The organism is Pseudomonas sp. DP-17, from assembly GCF_022380625.1.
Lineage (GTDB): Bacteria > Pseudomonadota > Gammaproteobacteria > Pseudomonadales > Pseudomonadaceae > Pseudomonas > Pseudomonas nitroreducens_A.
Map to the genome: position 1 here is coordinate 283,744 of NZ_JAKSXG010000001.1, position 18,388 is coordinate 302,131.

Sequence of the window (18,388 nt, forward strand, 5' to 3'; positions counted from 1 at the left end):
CTTATCCGACAATGTTCCAGGCCAATTTGTCGCCTGACTCGGAGTTCTCAGCGTAGCGGCCTGTGACTGCCGCGATGTCGTGCAGAGTTACGTCGATTTCAATCTGCACCGCAGCGCAGCGGCGCTGCGTCTATCCTGCTACTGGCCGGCACTTGCGCAGGAGGCCAGAGCCCGTGCCCAGGACCTTGCTCCAGCGACTGCACCACGCCATCGCGGTCAACGACGCGCTGGCGCTGCCCATTGCCCGGGAAAACCTGCGGCGCCTGTACTTCGCCGCCCTGCTGGCGGTGCCTTTCGACCTTATCCACATACTGGTATTCCGCCTCAACCTCCAGGGCTCAAGCCCCGAGTATGACGGCTGGCGGCTGGACATCATCCGAGTCCACGCCGTGGTCGCCGTGCTTTTTTCCCTCCTCGGCCTGCTGGCCTGGCTGGCCTCGCCACCGCGTCGAAGCGCGCCACTGTGGTACATGCAACTGCTCACCGTGCTGGGCAGCGCCCTGGTGCTGGGGTTCGGCATCGCCATCACCGGCGCCGACCAGCAGGTTACCAGCAGCATCACGCCCTTCCTCATGGCCTCGGTGGCGACCGCCCTGCTCATCCTGTTGCGCCCGGGCCTGGCCATCGCCCTCTACATCCTCGCCCTGGCCAGCCTCGAGCTGACCATGGCGCTGACCCAGGCCAGCCCACAGCTGCGCCTGTCGAACCAGATGGGTGGGCTGACCATCTGCGGCATCGGCCTGGTGCTGTCGTTCATCCTCTGGCACGGCCATGTGCGCAACCTGCGCCAGCGCGAGTACCTCCGCCAGCAACGGCTGGAATTGGAGGAGAAGAATCGCCAACTGGAATACCTGGCCGGCCATGACCCCCTGACCGGGCTGTTCAACCGCCGCCAGTTCGACCAGCTGGTGGGCATGGAGCTCTCGCGCGCCGCCCGCCAGCCGGCGCCGATCAGCCTGCTCATGGTGGACCTGGATCACTTCAAGTTCATCAACGACCGCTACGGCCACCCACTGGGCGACGAAGTCATCCGCCACACCGCCAGCCTGCTGAGGAATTACACCCGCACCGGCGACAGCGTGGCGCGCCTGGGCGGCGAGGAATTCCTGCTGCTGTTGCCCGATACTTCACAGCTCCAGGCGCGGGTGATCGCCGAGAAGGTGCGCCGCCTGCTGGAAGAAACCCCGCTGCCGATGAAGGACGGCCTGCTCTACCTCACCGCGAGCTTTGGCATCGCCTGCCTGGAGGCTGGCGTGCCGGGCACCTATGAGGGCCTCTACGCCGCAGCGGACAAGGCGCTGTACAAGGCCAAGGCGAGCGGGCGAAATCGGGTGGAGGTGATCGAACTGGGAACGGAGATGGGGACGTTCGATTGAACGCCTGAGCCCCTGGCTGCAGGGGCGCGTAGGAGCGGACTCCGTCCGCGATTGATCGGCTGCCGCTCAGGCCTGTCACGGAGCGAGGCCAGCCAATCGCGGACAGGGTCCGCTCCTACGTGAAGGGATACGACGGAGCAGGACTGCAGATCGTGTTACTGCGCGTACTTGCGGGTCAGCCCCGGCGGTACGCCGCTGCTGTCGGTTTCGGTCCAGGGACCCTGCGGGCCGACGCCCCAGTACCAGCCGTTGTCCCAGTGGTAATAGGTGCGCTGGCGATAGAAGAGGTTCTTCTGGCCCTGGATCACATAGACGCCCAGGCTGGCATCCCAGCGGCCCTTGCCGCCGGGCGGCGGGGCGAACTGGGTCGGGCGCTTGGCAGCCGGCGCAGCGCCGGGCTGCGGGGTGATCGGCGAGCTTGAGGTCTTGGCCGGCGGGATCGGCTTGCTCGGCTGCGAAGGCGGCGGAGTCTGCGATGGCGGTTGCTCCGGCTGCGGCGGCTGCACCACGCAACCACCCAGAACCAGCATGGCGCCCAGCGCCAGCACTCTGCCCTTCATCGATCCACCTCTCTTGTCTGGTTACTTCTGGTCCGGGCTGTCGATGGTCACGCTCTGTTCGCCCGCGTTGGCAGTAGACAACGCTTCGCTGCGTCCGATCCATTCGCCGGTGATGGCATTGCCGGCACGGGAGATCCGGGCGACGAGCTGCACCTGCGGATGTTGCGACAGTTTGAGCTGCGGCATCATCGCGTCGGCGTCGCTCAGCGACACCTCGCTGGGCAGGTCGGAGACCTTCAGGCGCTTCACCGCCAGCGGCATCGGCGGGCCACTCACGGCGCGGGCGAAGACGAACACGCTGTCGTCCGGCTTGACCTGACCCTTCACGGCGGCGGTCAGGTCGACCTTCACCTTCAAGGTGACGCCAGCCGCTTGCGCGACGGCGGGTGCTTGCGGCGGAGTCTGGCCTTTCTCGACCATTTTCTGGCGGGCACGCTCGATGCCACCGGCAATGGCTTCGCGGGACGGGTCGTCCTGCGGCAGCACGGCGACCAGGCGGCCCCAGTAGTCAATGGCGTCGGCGTACTTCTCGCCCTCGAAAGCGGCGATGCCGAGCAGGCCCAGGGTGGTAACTTCCTCCGGGTCCTTCTTCAGCGCTTCATCGGCCAGCCCGAGCACTTCCGGAGTCAACGCCTTGTCGCCAGCGAAGTACAGCGCCTGCGCCCACTGGCCGAGCACCTCCGGCTGGCGGCCGGACAGGCGTGCGGCCTGCTCGAAGGCCTTGGCGGCATCGGCTGCGCGGTTCTGCGTCATGTAGGTGCGGCCGAGGAAGTACCAGCCTTCGGCGGAATCCGGCTGCGCCTGCACGGCACGCTCCAGGCGCGTGGTCATCTCCTCCATGGAATGCGGCGCGGTGGCGAACTCGCGGGCCAGGGCGACCTTGTCGCTGGCGCCCCAGTGCAGGTACAGGCCCAGGGCGAGGAACGGCAGGACCAGCGCCACGATCATCGGCGCCGCACGGCCGAGACGGGAGCGGCGGTCTTCGCTGGCACCCTCGGTATCGGACAGCAGCTCGCGGGCCGCTTCGGCGCGGCCGGCTTCGAACTGAGCCGCGTCCAGGGTGCCGGCGTCACGCTGGGTAGCGAGCTCGGCCAGGCGCTCCTGGTACAGGGCGACGTTGAGGGCGGTGCGGTCTTCCTCGGCCTGGGCCTTGCGGCCGCGCAGCAGAGGGACGAGGAGGAATGCCAGGGCCACCAGCAACAGCAGGCCGGCAGCGAGCCAGAAATCGATCATTTGTCTTGGTTATCCAGCAATTGGTCGAGACGCGCCTGCTCCTCGGCGGACAGCGTGGTGGAAGTGGCGGCTGCCGGGCGACGGCGGCGTACCACGATGGCGCCGATGACGATCACGCCCAGGCCCAGCAGTGCGGCAGGGCCGAACCAGAGCAGCCAGGTGCGCTCGCTGACTTCGGGCTTGTAGCGCACGAACTCGCCGTAGCGGTCGACCATGTAGTCGACGATCTGCTGGTTGCTCTTGCCGGCCGCCATCTGGGTGTAGATCTGCTTGCGCAGGTCGGCGGCGATCGGCGCGTTGGAGTCGGCGATGTCCTGGTTCTGGCACTTGGGGCAACGCAGCTCGGTGGTCAGGTCGCGGAAGCGCTCGCGCTCGGCGTCATTGGCGAACTCGTAGGTGTCGATGGCGGCGTGGGCGATGCCGGTCAGGCACAGCCCGAGCGCGGCGGCGGCAAGCAGTCGCTTCATTTGCCCTCCGCTTCGTCGACCAGCCCCTGGTAGATCGGCGCCAGCTGTTCGCGCCAGACCTTCTCGTCGACGGCGCCGACCAGCTTGTGCCGAATGATGCCGTCCTTGTCGATGATGTAGGTCTCCGGCGCGCCATAGACCCCCAGGTCCAGGCCCAGGGTGCCCTGCGCATCGGCGATGTTCAGCAGGTAGGGGTTGTGCAGCTCCTTGAGCCACTTCTGCGCGGCGGCGCCATCGTCCTTGTAGTTGATGCCGTAGATCACCACGCCCTTGGCGGCGAGGTCGGTGAGCACCGGGTGCTCGAAGCGGCAGGTCGGGCACCAGGTGCCCCAGACGTTGACCAGCGCCGGCTTACCCTTGATATCGGCCTCGGTGTAGGTCTTGCCCGGCTCGGTGACGCTGGGCAGGGAGAACGCCGGGAACGGCTTGCCGATCAGCGCCGAGGGCAGCTCGCTGGGGTCCAGCCAGAGGCCACGGAAGAGGAATACCGCGACGACCAGGAAGATCGCCAGGGGCAACAGCAGGATCGCACGCTTCACACTCAGGCTCCCTGTCCGGCGAGACCCAGGGCCTCGCGTACACGCGTTTTCACTTTCAGCCGGTAGCGACGGTCGAGCGCCGCCAGCACGCCGCCCAGGGCCATCAGCAGGCCGCCGAGCCAGATGAAGCGCACGAACGGCTTGATGTGCACGCGCACGGCCCAGGCGCCGTTGTCCAGCGGCTCACCCAGGGCGACGTAGAGGTCGCGGGTCAGGCTGCCGTGGATGCCGGCCTCGGTCATCATCGAGTTCTGCACGCTGTACAGGCGCTTCTCCGGGTGCAACGTGGCGACTTCCGAGCCATTGCGGGTCACCAGCACGGTGCCCTTGTCGGAGGTGAAGTTCGGCCCTTCGAAGTGGTGGGTACCCTCGAAGCGGAACTGGTAACCGGCCAGCTCCACCGACTCGCCCGGCTCCATGCGCAGGTCGCGCTGGGCGCTGAACTGGCTGGTGAGGACCACGCCGATGGCGCAGATGGCGATACCGAAGTGCGCCAGCTGCATGCCCCAGTAGCTGCGGTTGAGGCCCGCGGCACCGGCGATCACGCCCTTGTGGCGAACCTTGTCGAAGAAGTCGCGCACACCGGCCAGCACCACCCAGGCGGCCAGCATGAACACGGCCAGCACTTCCCAGTGCAGCTCGCCATACAGGAAGCTGCCCAGGCCGCCCAGCACCACGGTGCCGATCAGCACCGGCGTGAGCATGTTGCGCAGCCAGCGGGTCGGGGTGTCCTTCCAGCGCACCAGCACGCCGACCGCCAGGGCCAGCATGAGGATGGCGATCAGCGGCACGAACAGCGCGTTGAAGTACGGCGGGCCGACCGACAGCTTGGCGCCGCTGATGGCGTCGAGCACCAGCGGGTAGAGGGTGCCCAGCAGGATCATCGAGGCGGTGACCACCAGGATCAGGTTGTTCAGCAGCAGCAGGGTCTCGCGCGACCACAGGGCAAAACCGACCTGGCTCTTGACCACCGGCGCGCGCAGGGCGAACAGCGTCAGCGAGCCGCCGACCACCACCAGCAGGAAGGCGAGGATGAACACGCCGCGCTCGGGGTCCGAGGCGAAGGCGTGCACCGAAGTCAGTACGCCGGAGCGGACCAGGAAGGTACCCAGCAGGCTGAGCGAGAAGGCCGCGATGGCCAGCAGCACGGTCCAGCTCTTGAACACGCCGCGTTTCTCGGTCACCGCCAGCGAGTGGATCAGCGCGGTGCCCACCAGCCAGGGCATGAAGGAGGCGTTTTCCACCGGGTCCCAGAACCACCAGCCGCCCCAGCCCAGTTCGTAGTAGGCCCACCAGGAGCCGAGCACGATGCCGACACCGAGGAAGGTCCAGGCCACCAGGGTCCACGGACGCGACCAGCGTGCCCAGGCGGCGTCGAGACGACCGCCGAGCAGTGCGGCGATGGCAAAGGCGAAGGCCACCGAGAAGCCCACGTAGCCCATGTAGAGCATCGGCGGGTGGAAGATCAGGCCCGGGTCCTGCAGCAGCGGGTTGAGGTCGTTGCCGTCGGCCGGCACCTGCGGCAGCAGGCGGCTGAAGGGGTTGGAGGTGATGATCAGGAACAGCAGGAAACCGGTGCTGATCATGCCCATCACGGCCAGCACGCGGGCCAGCATCACTTCCGGCAGCTGGCGGGAGAATACCGACACGGCGAAGGTCCAGCCGCCGAGGATCAGCGCCCAGAGCAGCAACGAGCCTTCGTGCGCGCCCCACACGGCACTGAACTTGTAGAACCAGGGCAGCGCGCTGTTGGAGTTGCTGGCGACGTAGGCCACCGAGAAATCATCGTGGAGGAAGGCCCAGGTCAGGCAGCCGAAGGAGAACAGCAGGAAGGCGAACTGCCCCCAGGCTGCCGGGCGCGCCAGGCTCATCCACTGGCGGTCGCCGCGCCAGGCGCCGACCAGCGGGAAGAAGGACATCACCAGCGCCATGCACAGCGCGAGGATCAGCGAGAGGTGGCCGAGTTCGGGAACCATGTCAGTTGCTCCCCTGTTGCGGTGCGGGGTTGCCGCTCTGGCTGGCTTCGTAGTGCTCCAGCTTGCCGCTGTCCTTGAGCGCCTTGGTGACTTCCGGCGGCATGTATTTCTCGTCGTGCTTGGCCAGCACTTCGTCGGCGGTCAGCACGCCGCTCTCGTCGATCTTGCCGAGGGCGACGATACCCTGCCCTTCGCGGAACAGGTCCGGCAGGATGCCGCGGTACTTCACCGTGACCTCCTTGGCGAAGTCGGTGACCACGAACTCCACGTCCAGCGAGTCCGCCGAACGCTTGAGCGAGCCCTTCTCCACCATGCCGCCGGCGCGGATGCGCGTGTCGTGCGGGGCCTCGCCATTGGCGATCTGGGTCGGGGTGTAGAACAGGTTGATGTTTTCCTGCAGGGCCGACAGCGCCAGGCTGACGGCGACGCCCACGCCGGCGACGATGGCGAGGACGATGTACAGACGCTTCTTGCGGACCGGATTCACTTGCTGGCCTCCCGGCGCAGACGACGCGCCTCTTCTTGCAGGTAACGCCGGCGCGCCACGATCGGCGAGACGACGTTGATCGCCAGGACCGCCAGGCAGATAGCGTAGGCGGACCACACGTAAGGGCCATGGTGGCCCATGGCGAGGAAATCGGAGAAGGACTGGAAACTCATAGCGCGCGCTCCACCTCAGCCTTGACCCAGCTCGCGCGGGCTTCGCGCTTGAGCACTTCCAGGCGCATGCGCATCATCAGCACCACGGCGAAGAAGCAGTAGAAACCGGCGACCATCATCAGCAGCGGGATCCACATCTCCGGCGGCATCGGCGGTTTTTCCGTCAGGGTGAAGGTGGCCGGCTGGTGCAGGGTGTTCCACCAGTCCACCGAGTACTTGATGATCGGGATGTTCACCACCCCGACGATGGCCAGCACGGCGCAGGCCTTGGCCGCACTGTCGCGGTTGGTGATGGCCTGGCCGAGCGCGATGATGCCGAAATACAGGAACAGCAGGATCAGCATCGAGGTCAGGCGCGCATCCCAGACCCACCAGGCGCCCCAGGTCGGCTTGCCCCAGATGGCGCCGGTGACCAGCGCGACAAAGGTCATCCAGGCGCCGATAGGCGCGGCGCACTGCACCGCGACGTCGGCGATCTTCATCTTCCAGATCAGCCCGACCGCGCCGGCCACCGCCAGCATCACGTAGCAGGACTGGGCGAGGAACGCCGCCGGCACGTGGATATAGATGATCCGGAAGCTGTTGCCCTGCTGGTAGTCCGGCGGCGCGAAGGCCAGGCCCCAGACGGTGCCGGCAACCATCAGCAGGATCGCGGCGACCGCGAACCAGGGCATCCAGCGTCCGCTGATCTCGTAGAACCACTTGGGCGAGCCAAGCTTGTGAAACCAAGTCCAGTTCATCATCAGGCTCTGTCAGTCAAAGCTCTAGTCTGCCGCCGGTGCCGCTTCGAAAGCCCGGCGATCGTTCGTTCATTCGCCGACGCTGATCTTCAGCCCGGCGGCGATGGCAAAGGGCGTCAGCGTCAATGCTAACGCCGTCAGGCTGGCCAGCCACAGCAAGTGCCCGGCGGTGGGCAACCCCTGCAGCGATGCCTGCAGCGCTCCGCTTCCCAGGATCAACACCGGAATGTAGAGCGGCAGGATCAGCAGGGCCAGCAGCAGGCCGCCGCGCTTCAGGCCCACGGTGAGCGCCGCGCCCACGGCGCCCAGCAGGCTCAGGATGGGTGTCCCCAGCAGCAGCGACAGCAGCAGGTCCGGCAGGCAGCGCGCCGGCAGGCCCAGCATCAGGGCGAACAGCGGCGACAGCAGCACCAGGGCCAGCCCTGAAACCAGCCAGTGTGCCAGCACTTTGGCCAGGACCAGTAGTGGCAGGGGGTGCGGCGAAAGGACCCACTGTTCCAAAGAGCCATCCTCGAAATCGCTGCGGAACAGGCCGTCCAGCGACAGCAGCACCGCCAGCAAAGCCGCGACCCAGACCAGCCCCGGCGAGAGGTTCTTGAGCATTTCCGATTCAGGGCCGACCGCCAGCGGGAACAGCGCGATGACGATGGCGAAGAACACCAAAGGATTAGCCAGCTCCGCCGGACGACGGAACAGCAGGCGCGCTTCGCGGGCCAGCAGCAGGGTGAAGACGTTGCTCATCGCGCCGCCACCTCCCGTGCATGCTGGCCGAGGTCGAGTGCGCGGTAGCCTTGCGGCATGCGTTCGAGGGTGTGGTGGGTGGTCAGCACGACCAGGCCACCGCGTTCGCAATGGCCGGCCAGGTGCTCTTCCAGCTGCGCCACGCCCTGCTTGTCCAGGGCGGTGAAGGGCTCGTCGAGGATCCACAGCGGCGGCGCGTCCAGGTAAAGGCGCGCCAGGGCCACGCGGCGCTGCTGGCCGGCGGACAGGGTATGGCAGGGAACGTCCTCGAAGCCGCGCAGGCCGACGGCTTCCAACGCTTGCCAGATGGCGTCGCGGTTGGCCGGCTGGTGCAGCGCGCAGAGCCAGGCAAGGTTCTCTTCGGCGGTGAGCAGGCCCTTGATGCCCGCGGCGTGGCCGATCCAAAGCAGCAGGCGAGCCAGTTCATGTCGCTGCTCGGTCAGCGGCTTGCCATTGAGCAGCACCTCGCCGGCGGTGGGCTGCATCAGCCCGCTGAGCAGGCGCAGCAGGCTGGTCTTGCCGCTGCCGTTGGGGCCGACGATCTGTAGCATCTCGCCAGCGCCCAGTCGCAAATCGAGACGCTCGAACAGCATGCGCCAGTCCCGCTCGCAGGCGAGCGCCACGGTTTCGAGGAGGGGATGGTTCAAGGGCATCGGCAACCGTCGGGCAGAAAACGTCAGGGGTGCAAAAACGCGGCCATATCGCGCGGGCCGCCAAGCGCGGCCTCGGGCGGCGCATTATACACAGGCGTTCCTACGCCCGACGTCAGGTTTTTCGACAGGGTGTAACGTCAGATCAGCGCACCTTGCGTTGCGTCTATCCTGACCGATTACGCTGCGCACTCACCGCCGGGCGGTCTAAAGTGCGGGCAACCGCCGCCGATACACTGGGCGCAACCCCGTTTTGTCTTCCGGACAGGTCCTCGATGCCGAGCGAAATTGGCGCTTCCCGCCCGCTACCGCCCATGCCTACCCCGCGCAGCGCGCAAAGCTCGGCGGAACTGACGCTCAAGCTCGCGCAGAGCCTGGGTGACCTGCTGCCGCCAGGGGAAAAGGCCAATGCCGAAGTCCTGGCGGTACGCGAAACGCCGGTCAACTTCCAGCTGCTGTTGCGCCTGACCATGGCCAGCGGCCAGCAGGCCCTGGTTGTCGCGGACAGCCCGCAGGCCCTGCCCAAGGGCAGCACGCTGGAGCTCGCCACGCTGACCCAGACCAACCTCGCCGCCACGCTGATCAACCAGCCGAGCATCAGCCAGCTGGGCCTGGGCGGCCGCCAGCCGCCGCTGGGCAGCCTGGACCTCGATCTCCTGCCGGTGGGCACGCTGCTGCAGGGCAAGGTCGACTCCAGCCAACTGCTCGCCCAGAACAAGGCGGAACAGGCCATCTACAAGGTGCTGGTGACGCTGCTCAATACCCCCCTGGCGGGGCGCCAGTTGAGCATCGAATCCCCGAATCCGCTGCCCCTGAACAGCCTGCTCAGCGCCCGCGTACAGGACCGGAATGCCCTGCAGTTCCTGCCGCTGGACAGTCGCCTCGACCAGCTCGAACTCACCCGCCAACTCTCCGCACAGCAGGGCCGCCAGGGCCCGCTGGAAAGTCTGTTCAGCGCTTTGCAGGGCGCAGGGCGCAGCCCGGCGATGTCCCCGGAAATGCACCAGGCTGTGGACAAGTTGCTCGCCGCCCTCCCCGACATCCGCCAACTGAGCGATGCCAAGGGAGTCGCCCAGGCGCTGCAGCACAGCGGGGCATTTCTGGAGGCGCAGCTGCTGCGCGGAGCCGAGCCGCTGCCGCAGGACCTCAAGGCCAACCTGCTGCGACTGATCGCCCAATTGCTGCCGGCCGCGCCGAACGGCACCGCCGCCGGGGTCCTGGGCAACCTGTCCGGCAACGCCCTGGCGGGTGCCAGCAACCTGGCGCAGTCGCTGCCGGCCTTCGTCCGCAACGCGCTCGGCGTCCTGGGCCAGACCGGCGGACGCACAGCGGCGCCGACCAGCTTCCCGCTGCCCAGCCGGCTGGCCCACCAATTGGAAGAAGAAGGCGACCTCGAATCCCTGCTCAAGCTGGCCGCCGCTGCCGTCTCACGCCTGCAGACGCACCAGCTCAGCAGCCTTGCGCAAAGCGATGTACTGCCCGACGGCACCCTGCTCAACACCTGGCAGATGGAAATCCCCATGCGCCACCAGCACCAGTGGGTGCCATTGCAGGTGCGTATCCAGCAGGAAGAAAAGCCCGCCAGCGAGCGCGACCCGCAACAGCAGGACACGCTGTGGCGGGTGGAGCTGGCTTTCGATCTCGAACCGCTGGGCCCGATGCAGGTGCAGGCCACCCTCGCCCACGGCAGCATCGCCAGCCAGATGTGGGCCGAACACGCCAGTACCGCGAGCCTGGTGGACCGCGAGCTGGGCACCCTGCGCCAGCGCCTGAACGATGCCGGCCTGACCGTCGGCGAGCTGTCCTGCAGTCAGGGCAAGCCGCCACAGGGCCCCCGTACGTCGGTGGAGCAACGCTGGGTGGATGAGACCGCATGAAGAAGAAGATGAAATCGCCGCCGCGTCAGGCCATCGCCCTGAACTATGACGGCCAGAGCGCTCCGACGCTGACCGCCAAGGGTGACGACGAGCTGGCGGAGACCATTCTGGCCATTGCCCGTCACCACGAGGTGCCGATCTACGAGAACGCCGAGCTGGTGCGTCTGCTGGCGCGGTTAGAACTGGGCGAAGCGATACCCGAGGCGCTCTATCGCACCATCGCGGAAATCATCGCCTTCGCCTGGTACCTCAAGGGCAAGAGCCCGCTGAACAACCGCTCCAGCGCGCAGGAAGGCGATGCGCCACTGTTGCTCGAAGGACCGGCTTCCCGTCCCGACTGAGAGGAATCAGCGCAAGCACTCGGTACCTGTCTGGTACGACGGGTGATCGTTGGCAGGTGCGTAGTCTTGGAACTCGCGCACCGACTGACGGATCGGCTGCTCGTCTTCGCTGTGGTAGAGGACCATGCTGCTGGTCGCCTCGCGCAGCTGCGCCAGCGATATCGGCTTGTCCAGCACGTCCAGCAGCGGCACGCGGTTGGCCCAGGCCCACTGCATCAGGCCGCGTCGCTCCTCGGCGCTGTAGTTTCCCACCAGCAGGAACTGGCGGAAGGTGTTGCTGCGGCTCAGCGCCTTGAGGCTGTGCAATTCGCTCGGGCCCGGGCGGAAGTCGTCATGGATGAACAGACCGTAGCGCTGCCGGGTCGCCAGCGCCTTGCGTACTTCGTCCAGGTTCAGGCACAGGCTCAGGTGGTAGAACTCCAGGCGATTGAGCAGCACGCTGTAGTTCAGCAGCCGGTCCGGGTGCGAACACAGCACCATGGCACGTCGTGAGATGGTCGCCATATCGATGGCCTCGGAAAGTTTGACGAGGCCAATTTAGCGACGATTTGCCGCCTTTCTTATCAGACGAGTCCTAATCACCAGTAGTGAAATTCCTACAACTCAGGAATCCCGACAGACGGCCCCCGCGGCTACTGTCGCACGACAAAGCCAGAGCCCGGATTACCTGACCCGTTCCCAACGCAGAAATGAAAGCATCGTGCCCAGAAGACAGCGCGGTTCGGGAAACCTCGAGCCCGTTCGGTTTTGCGCAAGAAGCTCAACGGGGCTGTGAGAAAGCGTGAAGGTTCCATCGGACCTCAGGTAAACACCCTGACCGTTTCGCCCCTCCCGCCGCGCTCCCTATCCACTGAACCGGTCTAGCGCAGAGGCCGCCATACACATCCACTCGTTCGATCCGATCGCGCATCGGTCAGGAAAGTCTGATTTGAGCAGTTTGAATGACGCAGGCAGCACGCCTCACAACACCGAACTCAAGGGTGGCCTGAAGTCGCGCCACCTGACGATGATGTCCATCGCCGGGGTCATTGGCGCAGCACTCTTCGTGGGCTCCGGCAAGACCATCGCGCTGGCCGGGCCCGCTGCAGTGCTGGCCTATCTGGGCGGCGGCATCCTGGTGGTGCTGGTCATGCGGATGCTGGGCGAAATGGCCGTCGCCCAACCGGACACGGGTTCGTTCTCCACCTATGCCGACCGTGCCATTGGCCGCTGGGCGGGTTTCACCATCGGCTGGCTGTACTGGTACTTCTGGGCCCTGCTGATGGGTTGGGAAGCCTTTGTCGCCGGGAACATCCTCAACAGCTGGTTCCCGCTGATCCCTGGCTGGGGCTTCGCCCTGATCGTCACGCTGTCGCTGATGGTGGTGAACTTCATGAACGTGCGCAGCTATGGCGAATTCGAGTTCTGGTTCGCGCTCGTAAAGGTCATCGCCATCGTCATCTTCATCATCATTGGCAGCCTGGCGATTGCCCACCTCTGGCCCTGGGGCGAGACCCGTGGCTGGTCGCACCTGACCTCGACGGGTGGCTTCATGCCCAATGGCGGCAAATCGGTGGTGGTTGCCCTGCTCGGCGTGATGTTCGCATTCCTGGGAGCCGAGATCGTCACCGTGGCCGCCGCCGAGTCGGCCAATCCCGGCAAGGAAATCATCCGCACCACCAGATCGGTGGTCTGGCGGATCTGCCTGTTCTACATCGGTTCGATCTTCATCGTGGTCGCGCTGGTACCCTGGAACAACCCGCACCTGGGCGATCCGACCTGGGGCTCCTATCGCGTAACGCTGGATGCCCTGGGCATTCCCTACACCGGCCTGATCGTCAACTTCGTTGTCCTCACCTCCGTGTGCAGCTGCTTCAACTCAGCGCTGTACACCGCTTCGCGCATGCTGTACTCGCTGTCCCGCCGCGGGGATGCCCACCGCATCATGCAGATCACCGGCCGCAGCACTGGCACTCCGTTCGTTGGCGTGCTGATCTCGAGCATCTTCGCGCTGGTGGCGATTGTCCTGACGGCCATGCAATGGATGGACGTCTACGACGTGCTGATGCAGACCACCGGGACCATCGCCCTGCTCGTCTACCTCGCCATCGCCTTTTCGCAACTGCGGATGCGCCGCAAGCTGGAAGCCGAAGGCAAGGACATCCAGCTCAAGGTCTGGCTGTTCCCCTGGCTGACCTACGCGGTGATCCTGTTTATCATCGGCGCGTTCATCGTCATGGTCTGGGAAGGCACCTACTTCTACGAAGTGGTGTATACACTCCTGCTGGCAGCTGTGATCGTAGCGATGGGCGTCATTGCTCAACGCTTCAATATCGGCACCCCGCGCAACGGCGACTGAATGCAATCATGCTCTGCCCGAAAAGCCCCTCCCAGGGGCTTTACTATTTCTGCTGCGAGCTCTGGCGGACTGGGACAGCGCAAATCGGCAACGCCGCATCACCACAGGATCAGCCAATGGACATTAAGCGCGTCGTCACAGGGATATTCGTTACGTTGTCGCTGATTGCCGGTCTTCGCGCCCAGGCCGTGGAAGTCACGCAAGGCACCTTCGATGTCACGACGCAGTGCGAGGCCTACCAGTCGTTCAAGAAAGGCAGCAACCCTGGCTCACTCGTCGTGCAACCGGGCGAAACCTACCGTATCGTCGAGGTCAACAAGCAGCAATATGACTGGGTCCGCGTGCAAGTCTCCAATGACTTGCGCTGGGTCTCCAGCGGCTGCGGCTCGGTCAGCGACCTGCTCATCGGCGGCCGTCAAACCGGCTCATCACAGTGCAGCATGGCCGACACCTACGACAGCTATGTGCTGGCCCTGACCTGGCAGCCAGGCTTCTGCGTGCATAACCCGGCTGGCGGCCAGAAGCCCGAATGCCAGGCGATGAAGGATGGCCGGTTGGCGGTGTCGAACTTCACATTGCACGGGTTGTGGCCGAACAAGACGCCATGCGGCAAGCGCTACGGCAACTGCCGAGGGGCATCCCTGGAGCTGAGCAACTCGACCCTGGAGTACATCAAGCCGTGGATGCCCAACTTCCAGTTCAGCACCCAATTCGGCAACTACGAATGGAAGACGCACGGCGTCTGCCAAACCGCTCTGAGCGATGACGATTACTTCCGTCTTGCCGTCGACCTGACGAAATCCTTCAACGATTCGACTCCCGGCAGCTATGTCCGGGAACACGTCGGCGGCACGATATCGAAGCAGACGTTTTACTCAAAACTGACCGATGAACTGGGCAGCACGGCGGCGGCCAACAACGCCCTGCTGATCTGCCGCGGCGACTACCTGGAGGAGATACGCATCGTGCTGCCCCAGGACTTCAGAGGCGCACGCTCCGTCAGGGAAATCATGGATGGCCACTTCGCTCCACGGCGCAGCGAAGACCGCAAGGAGTGCCGCTCCGACGCCATTTCCATCGAGGCCGCCGGTTACCGCCGCGGATAGCGATTCGTCACGAAAACAGCGGGCGCGGGCTCAGTCCCGCGCCTTGCCCTGATGCAGGCGGGCGACCAGCTCGGCTTCGGCCTGGGACAGGCCGCAGCTCTGGGTCAGGTCTTCGGGGCTTGCTCCCATGCCGACCAGGCGCGCGGCCTGGCTGAAGGACAGGCTGGTGGGGTCGCGCTGCTCGATGCGCACCAGGCGCTCGGGCAGCGGCGCGACCTGCTTGTTCAGCTCGCGCAGCTCCTCGCCCATGCGGACGTTGATCTGCTGGTAGGACTCGATGCGCTTGCCCTGCTCCTTCAGACGCTGCTCGAACACCGCGAGCTGCTTCTCCAGCTGAGCCGCCCGGGCTTCCTGGGCGCGCTGGCGGCCGAACAGCCAGACGCAGGACAGCGCGAGGCCCACGCAGGCGATACCGAGCACCACCAGAGCGATCAGCACCTCAGATGCTCTCCAGCTCCGACCACTCTTCCTCGGTCATCATCTTGTCCAGCTCGACCAAGATCAGCAGCTCGCCGTTCTTGTTGCAGACGCCCTGGATGAACTTGGCCGATTCCTCGTTACCGACGTTCGGCGCGGTCTCGATCTCGGACTGACGCAGGTAGACGACCTCGGCGACGCTGTCGACCAGGATGCCCACCACCTGCTTGTCGGCTTCGATGATGACGATGCGGGTGTTGTCCGAGACCGGCGCCGGGTCCAGGCCGAAGCGCTGGCGGGTGTCGATCACGGTGACCACGTTGCCGCGCAGGTTGATGATCCCCAGCACATAGCTCGGGGCTCCCGGCACCGGCGCGATCTCGGTGTAGCGCAGCACTTCCTGGACCTGCATCACGTTGATGCCGTAGGTCTCGTTGTCCAGGCGGAAGGTGACCCACTGCAGAATCGGATCTTCGGCACCTTGCGCTGACGTTTTCTTCATATCCCCTCGCCTCTTCTGGTTCCGCGCCGCCTGCGGCGCGGAGGTTGTCTTTCAATTCAGGTGGTTTTCAAGCCGGCCTCAAGGCTGCAGGCGCTTGGCCGCACCGCTAGCGATCAGTTCGGCCAGGGCCGAGACGTCGAGCAGCGCGCACATCTGGTCGATCACCGTGCCGGCCAGCCACGGCCGTTGCTGGCGCTGGCTGCGCCACTTCACTTCGGACGGGTCCAGGCGCACCGAGCGGCTGACCTGATGCACGGCCAGCCCCCACTCATAGCCCTGCACGGAAATCACGTACTGCAGCCCCTCGCGGTAGTCGTCGCGGTAGCGCTCGGGCATTACCCAGCGCGCGGTATCGAGCACCTTCAGGTTGCCGTTCTGGCCCGGCAGGATGCCGAGGAACCAGTCCGGCTGGCCGAACAGCGGGGTCAGGTCGTGCCCCGCCAGGGGGTAGATCGAGCCCAGGCACACCAGCGGCACGGCCAGGGTCAGCCCGGCGACGTCGAACAGCAGGCACTCGAAGGGTTCGGCCGCCCACACCGGGCGACCGTCGTCGAGCAGCTTCAGCGGCGCGGCGGGCAGCTCGGCACTGCCGGGCTGGTGCAGGTCGATGACCTGGCCCAGCTGCGCCGGCGGCTCATCGGCGACAACGGTTTCCACCGCCGGGGCAGTCGGCTCGGGCAAGCGCAGTTCAGCCGCCGGAGCCTGGATAGCCGGCGCGCGCGCGGGCACGTTCAAGCGCGCGTCGCGGACCTGCTCTTCGAGCACGGCCGCTTCGAATTCATCGAGACTGACGCTGGTTTCCGAAGTCTGCACCACCGCAGCCTGAGGCTCGGGAACCAGCGGCGCCACCGGCTCGCTGACCACCAACGCCACCGGTGCAACCGGAGCCAGGGCCACAGGCGCGGCAACGGGCTGCGCTTCCGGTTCCGGAGCGAAGTCTTCGAATGTAGCCTCCTGCAGCAGCGCATCCAGGTAGGACTGCAGTGCGAGCTGGGGGCGAGTGGCGGTAGCGGAACGACTCATGATGGATAACCGCGCAAGGTGACTGTCCAGCCTATCGGCAGCGGATGCGCCGCTCTTGAGCGCATCCGTCGGATTCTTTTGTTGGAGCCTGCGCTTCTCGGCGGCGCCATGGTCAGGCTACCTGGCTCGCCGGCACGTGGGCCAGCAGATGCTTGAGCAGCGCGCGGTAGGCGATCACGCCGCGGCTGTTGCTGTCGTTGCGCGAAGGCACGGTGCCCAGGCGGCTGGCGTCGCGCAGCTTGGTGTCCACCGGGATGAACGCCTGCCAGAGGGTGTCCGGGTAGGTGTCGCGCAGTACCCGCAGGGTGCCCAGCGAGGCCTGGGTACGGCGGTCGAACAGGGTCGGCACGATGGTGAACGGCAGCGCCTGCTTGCGCGAGCGGTTGACCATCTTCAGGGTATTGACCATGCGCTCCAGGCCCTTGAGGGCAAGGAACTCGGTCTGCACCGGGATCACCAGGTGCTGGCTGGCCGCCATCGCGTTGACCATCAGCACGCCCAGCAGCGGCGGGCTGTCGATGATCGCGTAGTCGAATTCGTTCCACAGCTGCGCCAGGCTCTTGGCGATCACCAGGCCCAGGCCGTTCTGCCCAGGCGACTGGCGCTCCAGGGTGGCCAGCGCAGTGCTCGAGGGCAGCAGGCGGATGTTCTCGTGGCTGGTGGGCAGCAGCAGCGACTCGGGCAGTCCCTCGGGCACGTTGCCCTGGTGCAGGAACAGGTCGAACACGCTGTGTTCTAGCGTGTCCGGGTCGTGGCCGAAGTAGCTGGTCATCGAGCCGTGGGGGTCCAGGTCGACGATCAGCACGCGCTTGCCGGCGTCCGCCAGCAGGCCCGCCAATGCGATGGAGGACGTGGTCTTGCCGACCCCGCCTTTCTGGTTGGCTACCGCCCAGACTTTCATAGTGCTGGCTCCCCGCAGGCCGTGTTTCGGTTCAGGGTGTTCATATCATTCAGTCCCTGCCGATGACGAAGAATTGACGGCGCCGCTGCCGGGCGCCTCGCTGGCAACCACTGGTGCAGTTTGCGTGCCAGCATGCCGCAACGCCGGGTCCGGCTGCGCCTTGCCGCTGCCCACGCCGCTGATGCTGCGGCGCACCTCCAGGTTGCGGGAGATCACCAGCACCACCCGGCGGTTGCGTGCGCGGCCATCCGCCGTGGCATTGTCCGCCACTGGCTGGAATTCGCCATAGCCCACCGCCGCCAGCCGACCGGCGTCGAGGCCGTCCTGGGCCAGCATGCGGACGATGCTGGCGGCGCGGGCCGCGGACAGCTCCCAGTTGGTCGGGTACTGCGAATTGTGGATCGGGACGTTGTCGGTGAAGCCTTCGACATGGACCGGGTTGCGGTAAGGCGCCAGAATCCTGGCGACCTTCTCGATGATTGCGAAGGCGGCGTCGTTGGGGATCGCGTCGCCACTGGGGAACAGCAGGCTGGAATTGAGGGTGATCTCGATCCAGAACTCGTTGCCGCGCACCGACAGCTGATCGGTAGCGATCAGGTCGCCGAAGGCCTGGCGCACGCTGTCGGTGATCTGCTGCAGGGTGTCCGGGTTGCCCTGGGCCTGGCCCTCGTCCTGCGGCTCGTTGAGCGATTCGTCCGGCTGCTGGGTGCGCGGGCGCTCCTCGCCGACGGGGATCGGGCGGATCGAGCGGTCCGGCTGGTTGAACACGCCGGTCAGCGTCTCCGAGAGGATCTTGTACTTGCCCTCGTTGATCGAGGAGATCGAGTACATCACCACGAAGAAGGCGAACAGCAGGGTGATGAAGTCCGCGTAGGACACCAGCCAGCGTTCGTGATTCTCGTGTTCCTCATGACGTCTGCGGCGAGGCATGCGCATCTCCC

General features: G+C 65.9%; 21 protein-coding genes. 5 read left to right on the forward strand and 16 right to left on the reverse strand.

The features are described from left to right. The first annotated feature begins 173 nt into the window (after positions 1-173). A complete protein-coding gene (locus MJ122_RS01315) occupies positions 174-1,376 on the forward strand; it encodes a GGDEF domain-containing protein (RefSeq protein WP_239741892.1) in 1,203 nt (400 codons plus the stop codon). A gap of 155 nt (positions 1,377-1,531) precedes the next feature. Here the strand turns inward: MJ122_RS01315 and MJ122_RS01320 are convergent, their stop codons facing one another. The 10 genes from MJ122_RS01320 to ccmA all read right to left on the reverse strand — a co-directional run bounded on the left by MJ122_RS01320 (position 1,532) and on the right by ccmA (position 8,939). Continuing rightward, positions 1,532-1,936 (reverse strand): hypothetical protein, encoded by a 405-nt coding sequence (locus MJ122_RS01320; protein ID WP_088416747.1) that lies wholly within the window; start codon positions 1,934-1,936, stop codon positions 1,532-1,534. 21 nt (positions 1,937-1,957) lie between these two features. Then, entirely contained in the window at positions 1,958-3,169 is a 1,212-nt protein-coding gene (gene ccmI, locus MJ122_RS01325; RefSeq protein ID WP_088416746.1) for a c-type cytochrome biogenesis protein CcmI, read from the reverse strand. Further along, positions 3,166-3,636 carry a cytochrome c-type biogenesis protein gene (locus MJ122_RS01330; RefSeq protein ID WP_088416745.1) on the reverse strand — a complete coding sequence of 157 codons (471 nt, stop codon included), beginning with the start codon at positions 3,634-3,636 and terminating at the stop codon, positions 3,166-3,168. The genes ccmI and MJ122_RS01330 overlap by 4 nt, the downstream gene beginning before the upstream one ends. Further along, a complete protein-coding gene (dsbE, locus tag MJ122_RS01335) occupies positions 3,633-4,175 on the reverse strand; it encodes a thiol:disulfide interchange protein DsbE (RefSeq protein ID WP_017520316.1) in 543 nt (180 codons plus the stop codon). The genes MJ122_RS01330 and dsbE overlap by 4 nt, the downstream gene beginning before the upstream one ends. Before the next feature lie 2 nt (positions 4,176-4,177). Then, on the reverse strand, positions 4,178-6,151 hold the full coding sequence (locus tag MJ122_RS01340; protein WP_239741895.1) for a heme lyase CcmF/NrfE family subunit: 1,974 nt from the start codon (positions 6,149-6,151) through the stop codon (positions 4,178-4,180). A gap of 1 nt (position 6,152) precedes the next feature. Beyond that, positions 6,153-6,638, reverse strand: coding sequence for a cytochrome c maturation protein CcmE (gene ccmE, locus MJ122_RS01345; RefSeq protein WP_239741897.1), 486 nt, complete (start codon positions 6,636-6,638; stop codon positions 6,153-6,155). Continuing rightward, positions 6,635-6,811: a heme exporter protein CcmD gene (gene ccmD, locus MJ122_RS01350; protein ID WP_239741900.1), complete on the reverse strand. Its 177-nt coding sequence runs from the start codon at positions 6,809-6,811 to the stop codon at positions 6,635-6,637. The genes ccmE and ccmD overlap by 4 nt, the downstream gene beginning before the upstream one ends. Beyond that, positions 6,808-7,554 (reverse strand): heme ABC transporter permease, encoded by a 747-nt coding sequence (locus tag MJ122_RS01355; protein ID WP_088416741.1) that lies wholly within the window; start codon positions 7,552-7,554, stop codon positions 6,808-6,810. Before MJ122_RS01355 ends, ccmD begins: the two co-directional genes overlap by 4 nt. Positions 7,555-7,620: 66 nt before the next feature. Beyond that, entirely contained in the window at positions 7,621-8,292 is a 672-nt protein-coding gene (ccmB, locus tag MJ122_RS01360) for a heme exporter protein CcmB (protein ID WP_017520311.1), read from the reverse strand. Next, complete coding sequence (gene ccmA / locus MJ122_RS01365) at positions 8,289-8,939, reverse strand: cytochrome c biogenesis heme-transporting ATPase CcmA (protein WP_268744098.1); 651 nt, start codon at positions 8,937-8,939, stop codon at positions 8,289-8,291. Before ccmA ends, ccmB begins: the two co-directional genes overlap by 4 nt. Before the next feature lie 278 nt (positions 8,940-9,217). Here ccmA and MJ122_RS01370 point away from each other — a divergent pair, with 278 nt between their 5' ends. Continuing rightward, positions 9,218-10,819 carry a flagellar hook-length control protein FliK gene (locus MJ122_RS01370; protein ID WP_239741901.1) on the forward strand — a complete coding sequence of 534 codons (1,602 nt, stop codon included), beginning with the start codon at positions 9,218-9,220 and terminating at the stop codon, positions 10,817-10,819. Beyond that, the gene (locus tag MJ122_RS01375; protein ID WP_239741903.1) at positions 10,816-11,160 is read left to right on the forward strand and encodes an EscU/YscU/HrcU family type III secretion system export apparatus switch protein; all 345 of its coding nucleotides are present in this window, start codon (positions 10,816-10,818) and stop codon (positions 11,158-11,160) included. Before MJ122_RS01370 ends, MJ122_RS01375 begins: the two co-directional genes overlap by 4 nt. Positions 11,161-11,166: 6 nt before the next feature. Here the strand turns inward: MJ122_RS01375 and MJ122_RS01380 are convergent, their stop codons facing one another. Continuing rightward, a complete protein-coding gene (locus MJ122_RS01380) occupies positions 11,167-11,664 on the reverse strand; it encodes a hypothetical protein (protein ID WP_239741907.1) in 498 nt (165 codons plus the stop codon). A 502-nt stretch (positions 11,665-12,166) separates the two neighbouring features. Here MJ122_RS01380 and MJ122_RS01385 point away from each other — a divergent pair. Both MJ122_RS01385 and MJ122_RS01390 read left to right on the forward strand, forming a co-directional pair. Continuing rightward, positions 12,167-13,498: an amino acid permease gene (locus MJ122_RS01385; protein ID WP_239742778.1), complete on the forward strand. Its 1,332-nt coding sequence runs from the start codon at positions 12,167-12,169 to the stop codon at positions 13,496-13,498. Between the two features lie 116 nt (positions 13,499-13,614). Then, positions 13,615-14,604 carry a ribonuclease T(2) gene (locus MJ122_RS01390; RefSeq protein ID WP_239741908.1) on the forward strand — a complete coding sequence of 330 codons (990 nt, stop codon included), beginning with the start codon at positions 13,615-13,617 and terminating at the stop codon, positions 14,602-14,604. Between the two features lie 30 nt (positions 14,605-14,634). Here the strand turns inward: MJ122_RS01390 and MJ122_RS01395 are convergent, their stop codons facing one another. From MJ122_RS01395 to motD, 5 genes are all read right to left on the reverse strand, one after another. Further along, the gene (locus tag MJ122_RS01395) at positions 14,635-15,042 is read right to left on the reverse strand and encodes a DUF2802 domain-containing protein (RefSeq protein ID WP_239741911.1); all 408 of its coding nucleotides are present in this window, start codon (positions 15,040-15,042) and stop codon (positions 14,635-14,637) included. Position 15,043: 1 nt separating this feature from the next. Next, positions 15,044-15,523: a chemotaxis protein CheW gene (locus tag MJ122_RS01400; RefSeq protein ID WP_015476565.1), complete on the reverse strand. Its 480-nt coding sequence runs from the start codon at positions 15,521-15,523 to the stop codon at positions 15,044-15,046. A gap of 78 nt (positions 15,524-15,601) precedes the next feature. Further along, positions 15,602-16,546 (reverse strand): CheW domain-containing protein, encoded by a 945-nt coding sequence (locus MJ122_RS01405; RefSeq protein ID WP_088416736.1) that lies wholly within the window; start codon positions 16,544-16,546, stop codon positions 15,602-15,604. 112 nt (positions 16,547-16,658) lie between these two features. Then, complete coding sequence (locus MJ122_RS01410; protein WP_088416735.1) at positions 16,659-17,447, reverse strand: ParA family protein; 789 nt, start codon at positions 17,445-17,447, stop codon at positions 16,659-16,661. Positions 17,448-17,492: 45 nt separating this feature from the next. After that, the gene (gene motD / locus MJ122_RS01415; RefSeq protein WP_026079186.1) at positions 17,493-18,377 is read right to left on the reverse strand and encodes a flagellar motor protein MotD; all 885 of its coding nucleotides are present in this window, start codon (positions 18,375-18,377) and stop codon (positions 17,493-17,495) included. Positions 18,378-18,388 lie beyond the last annotated feature (11 nt).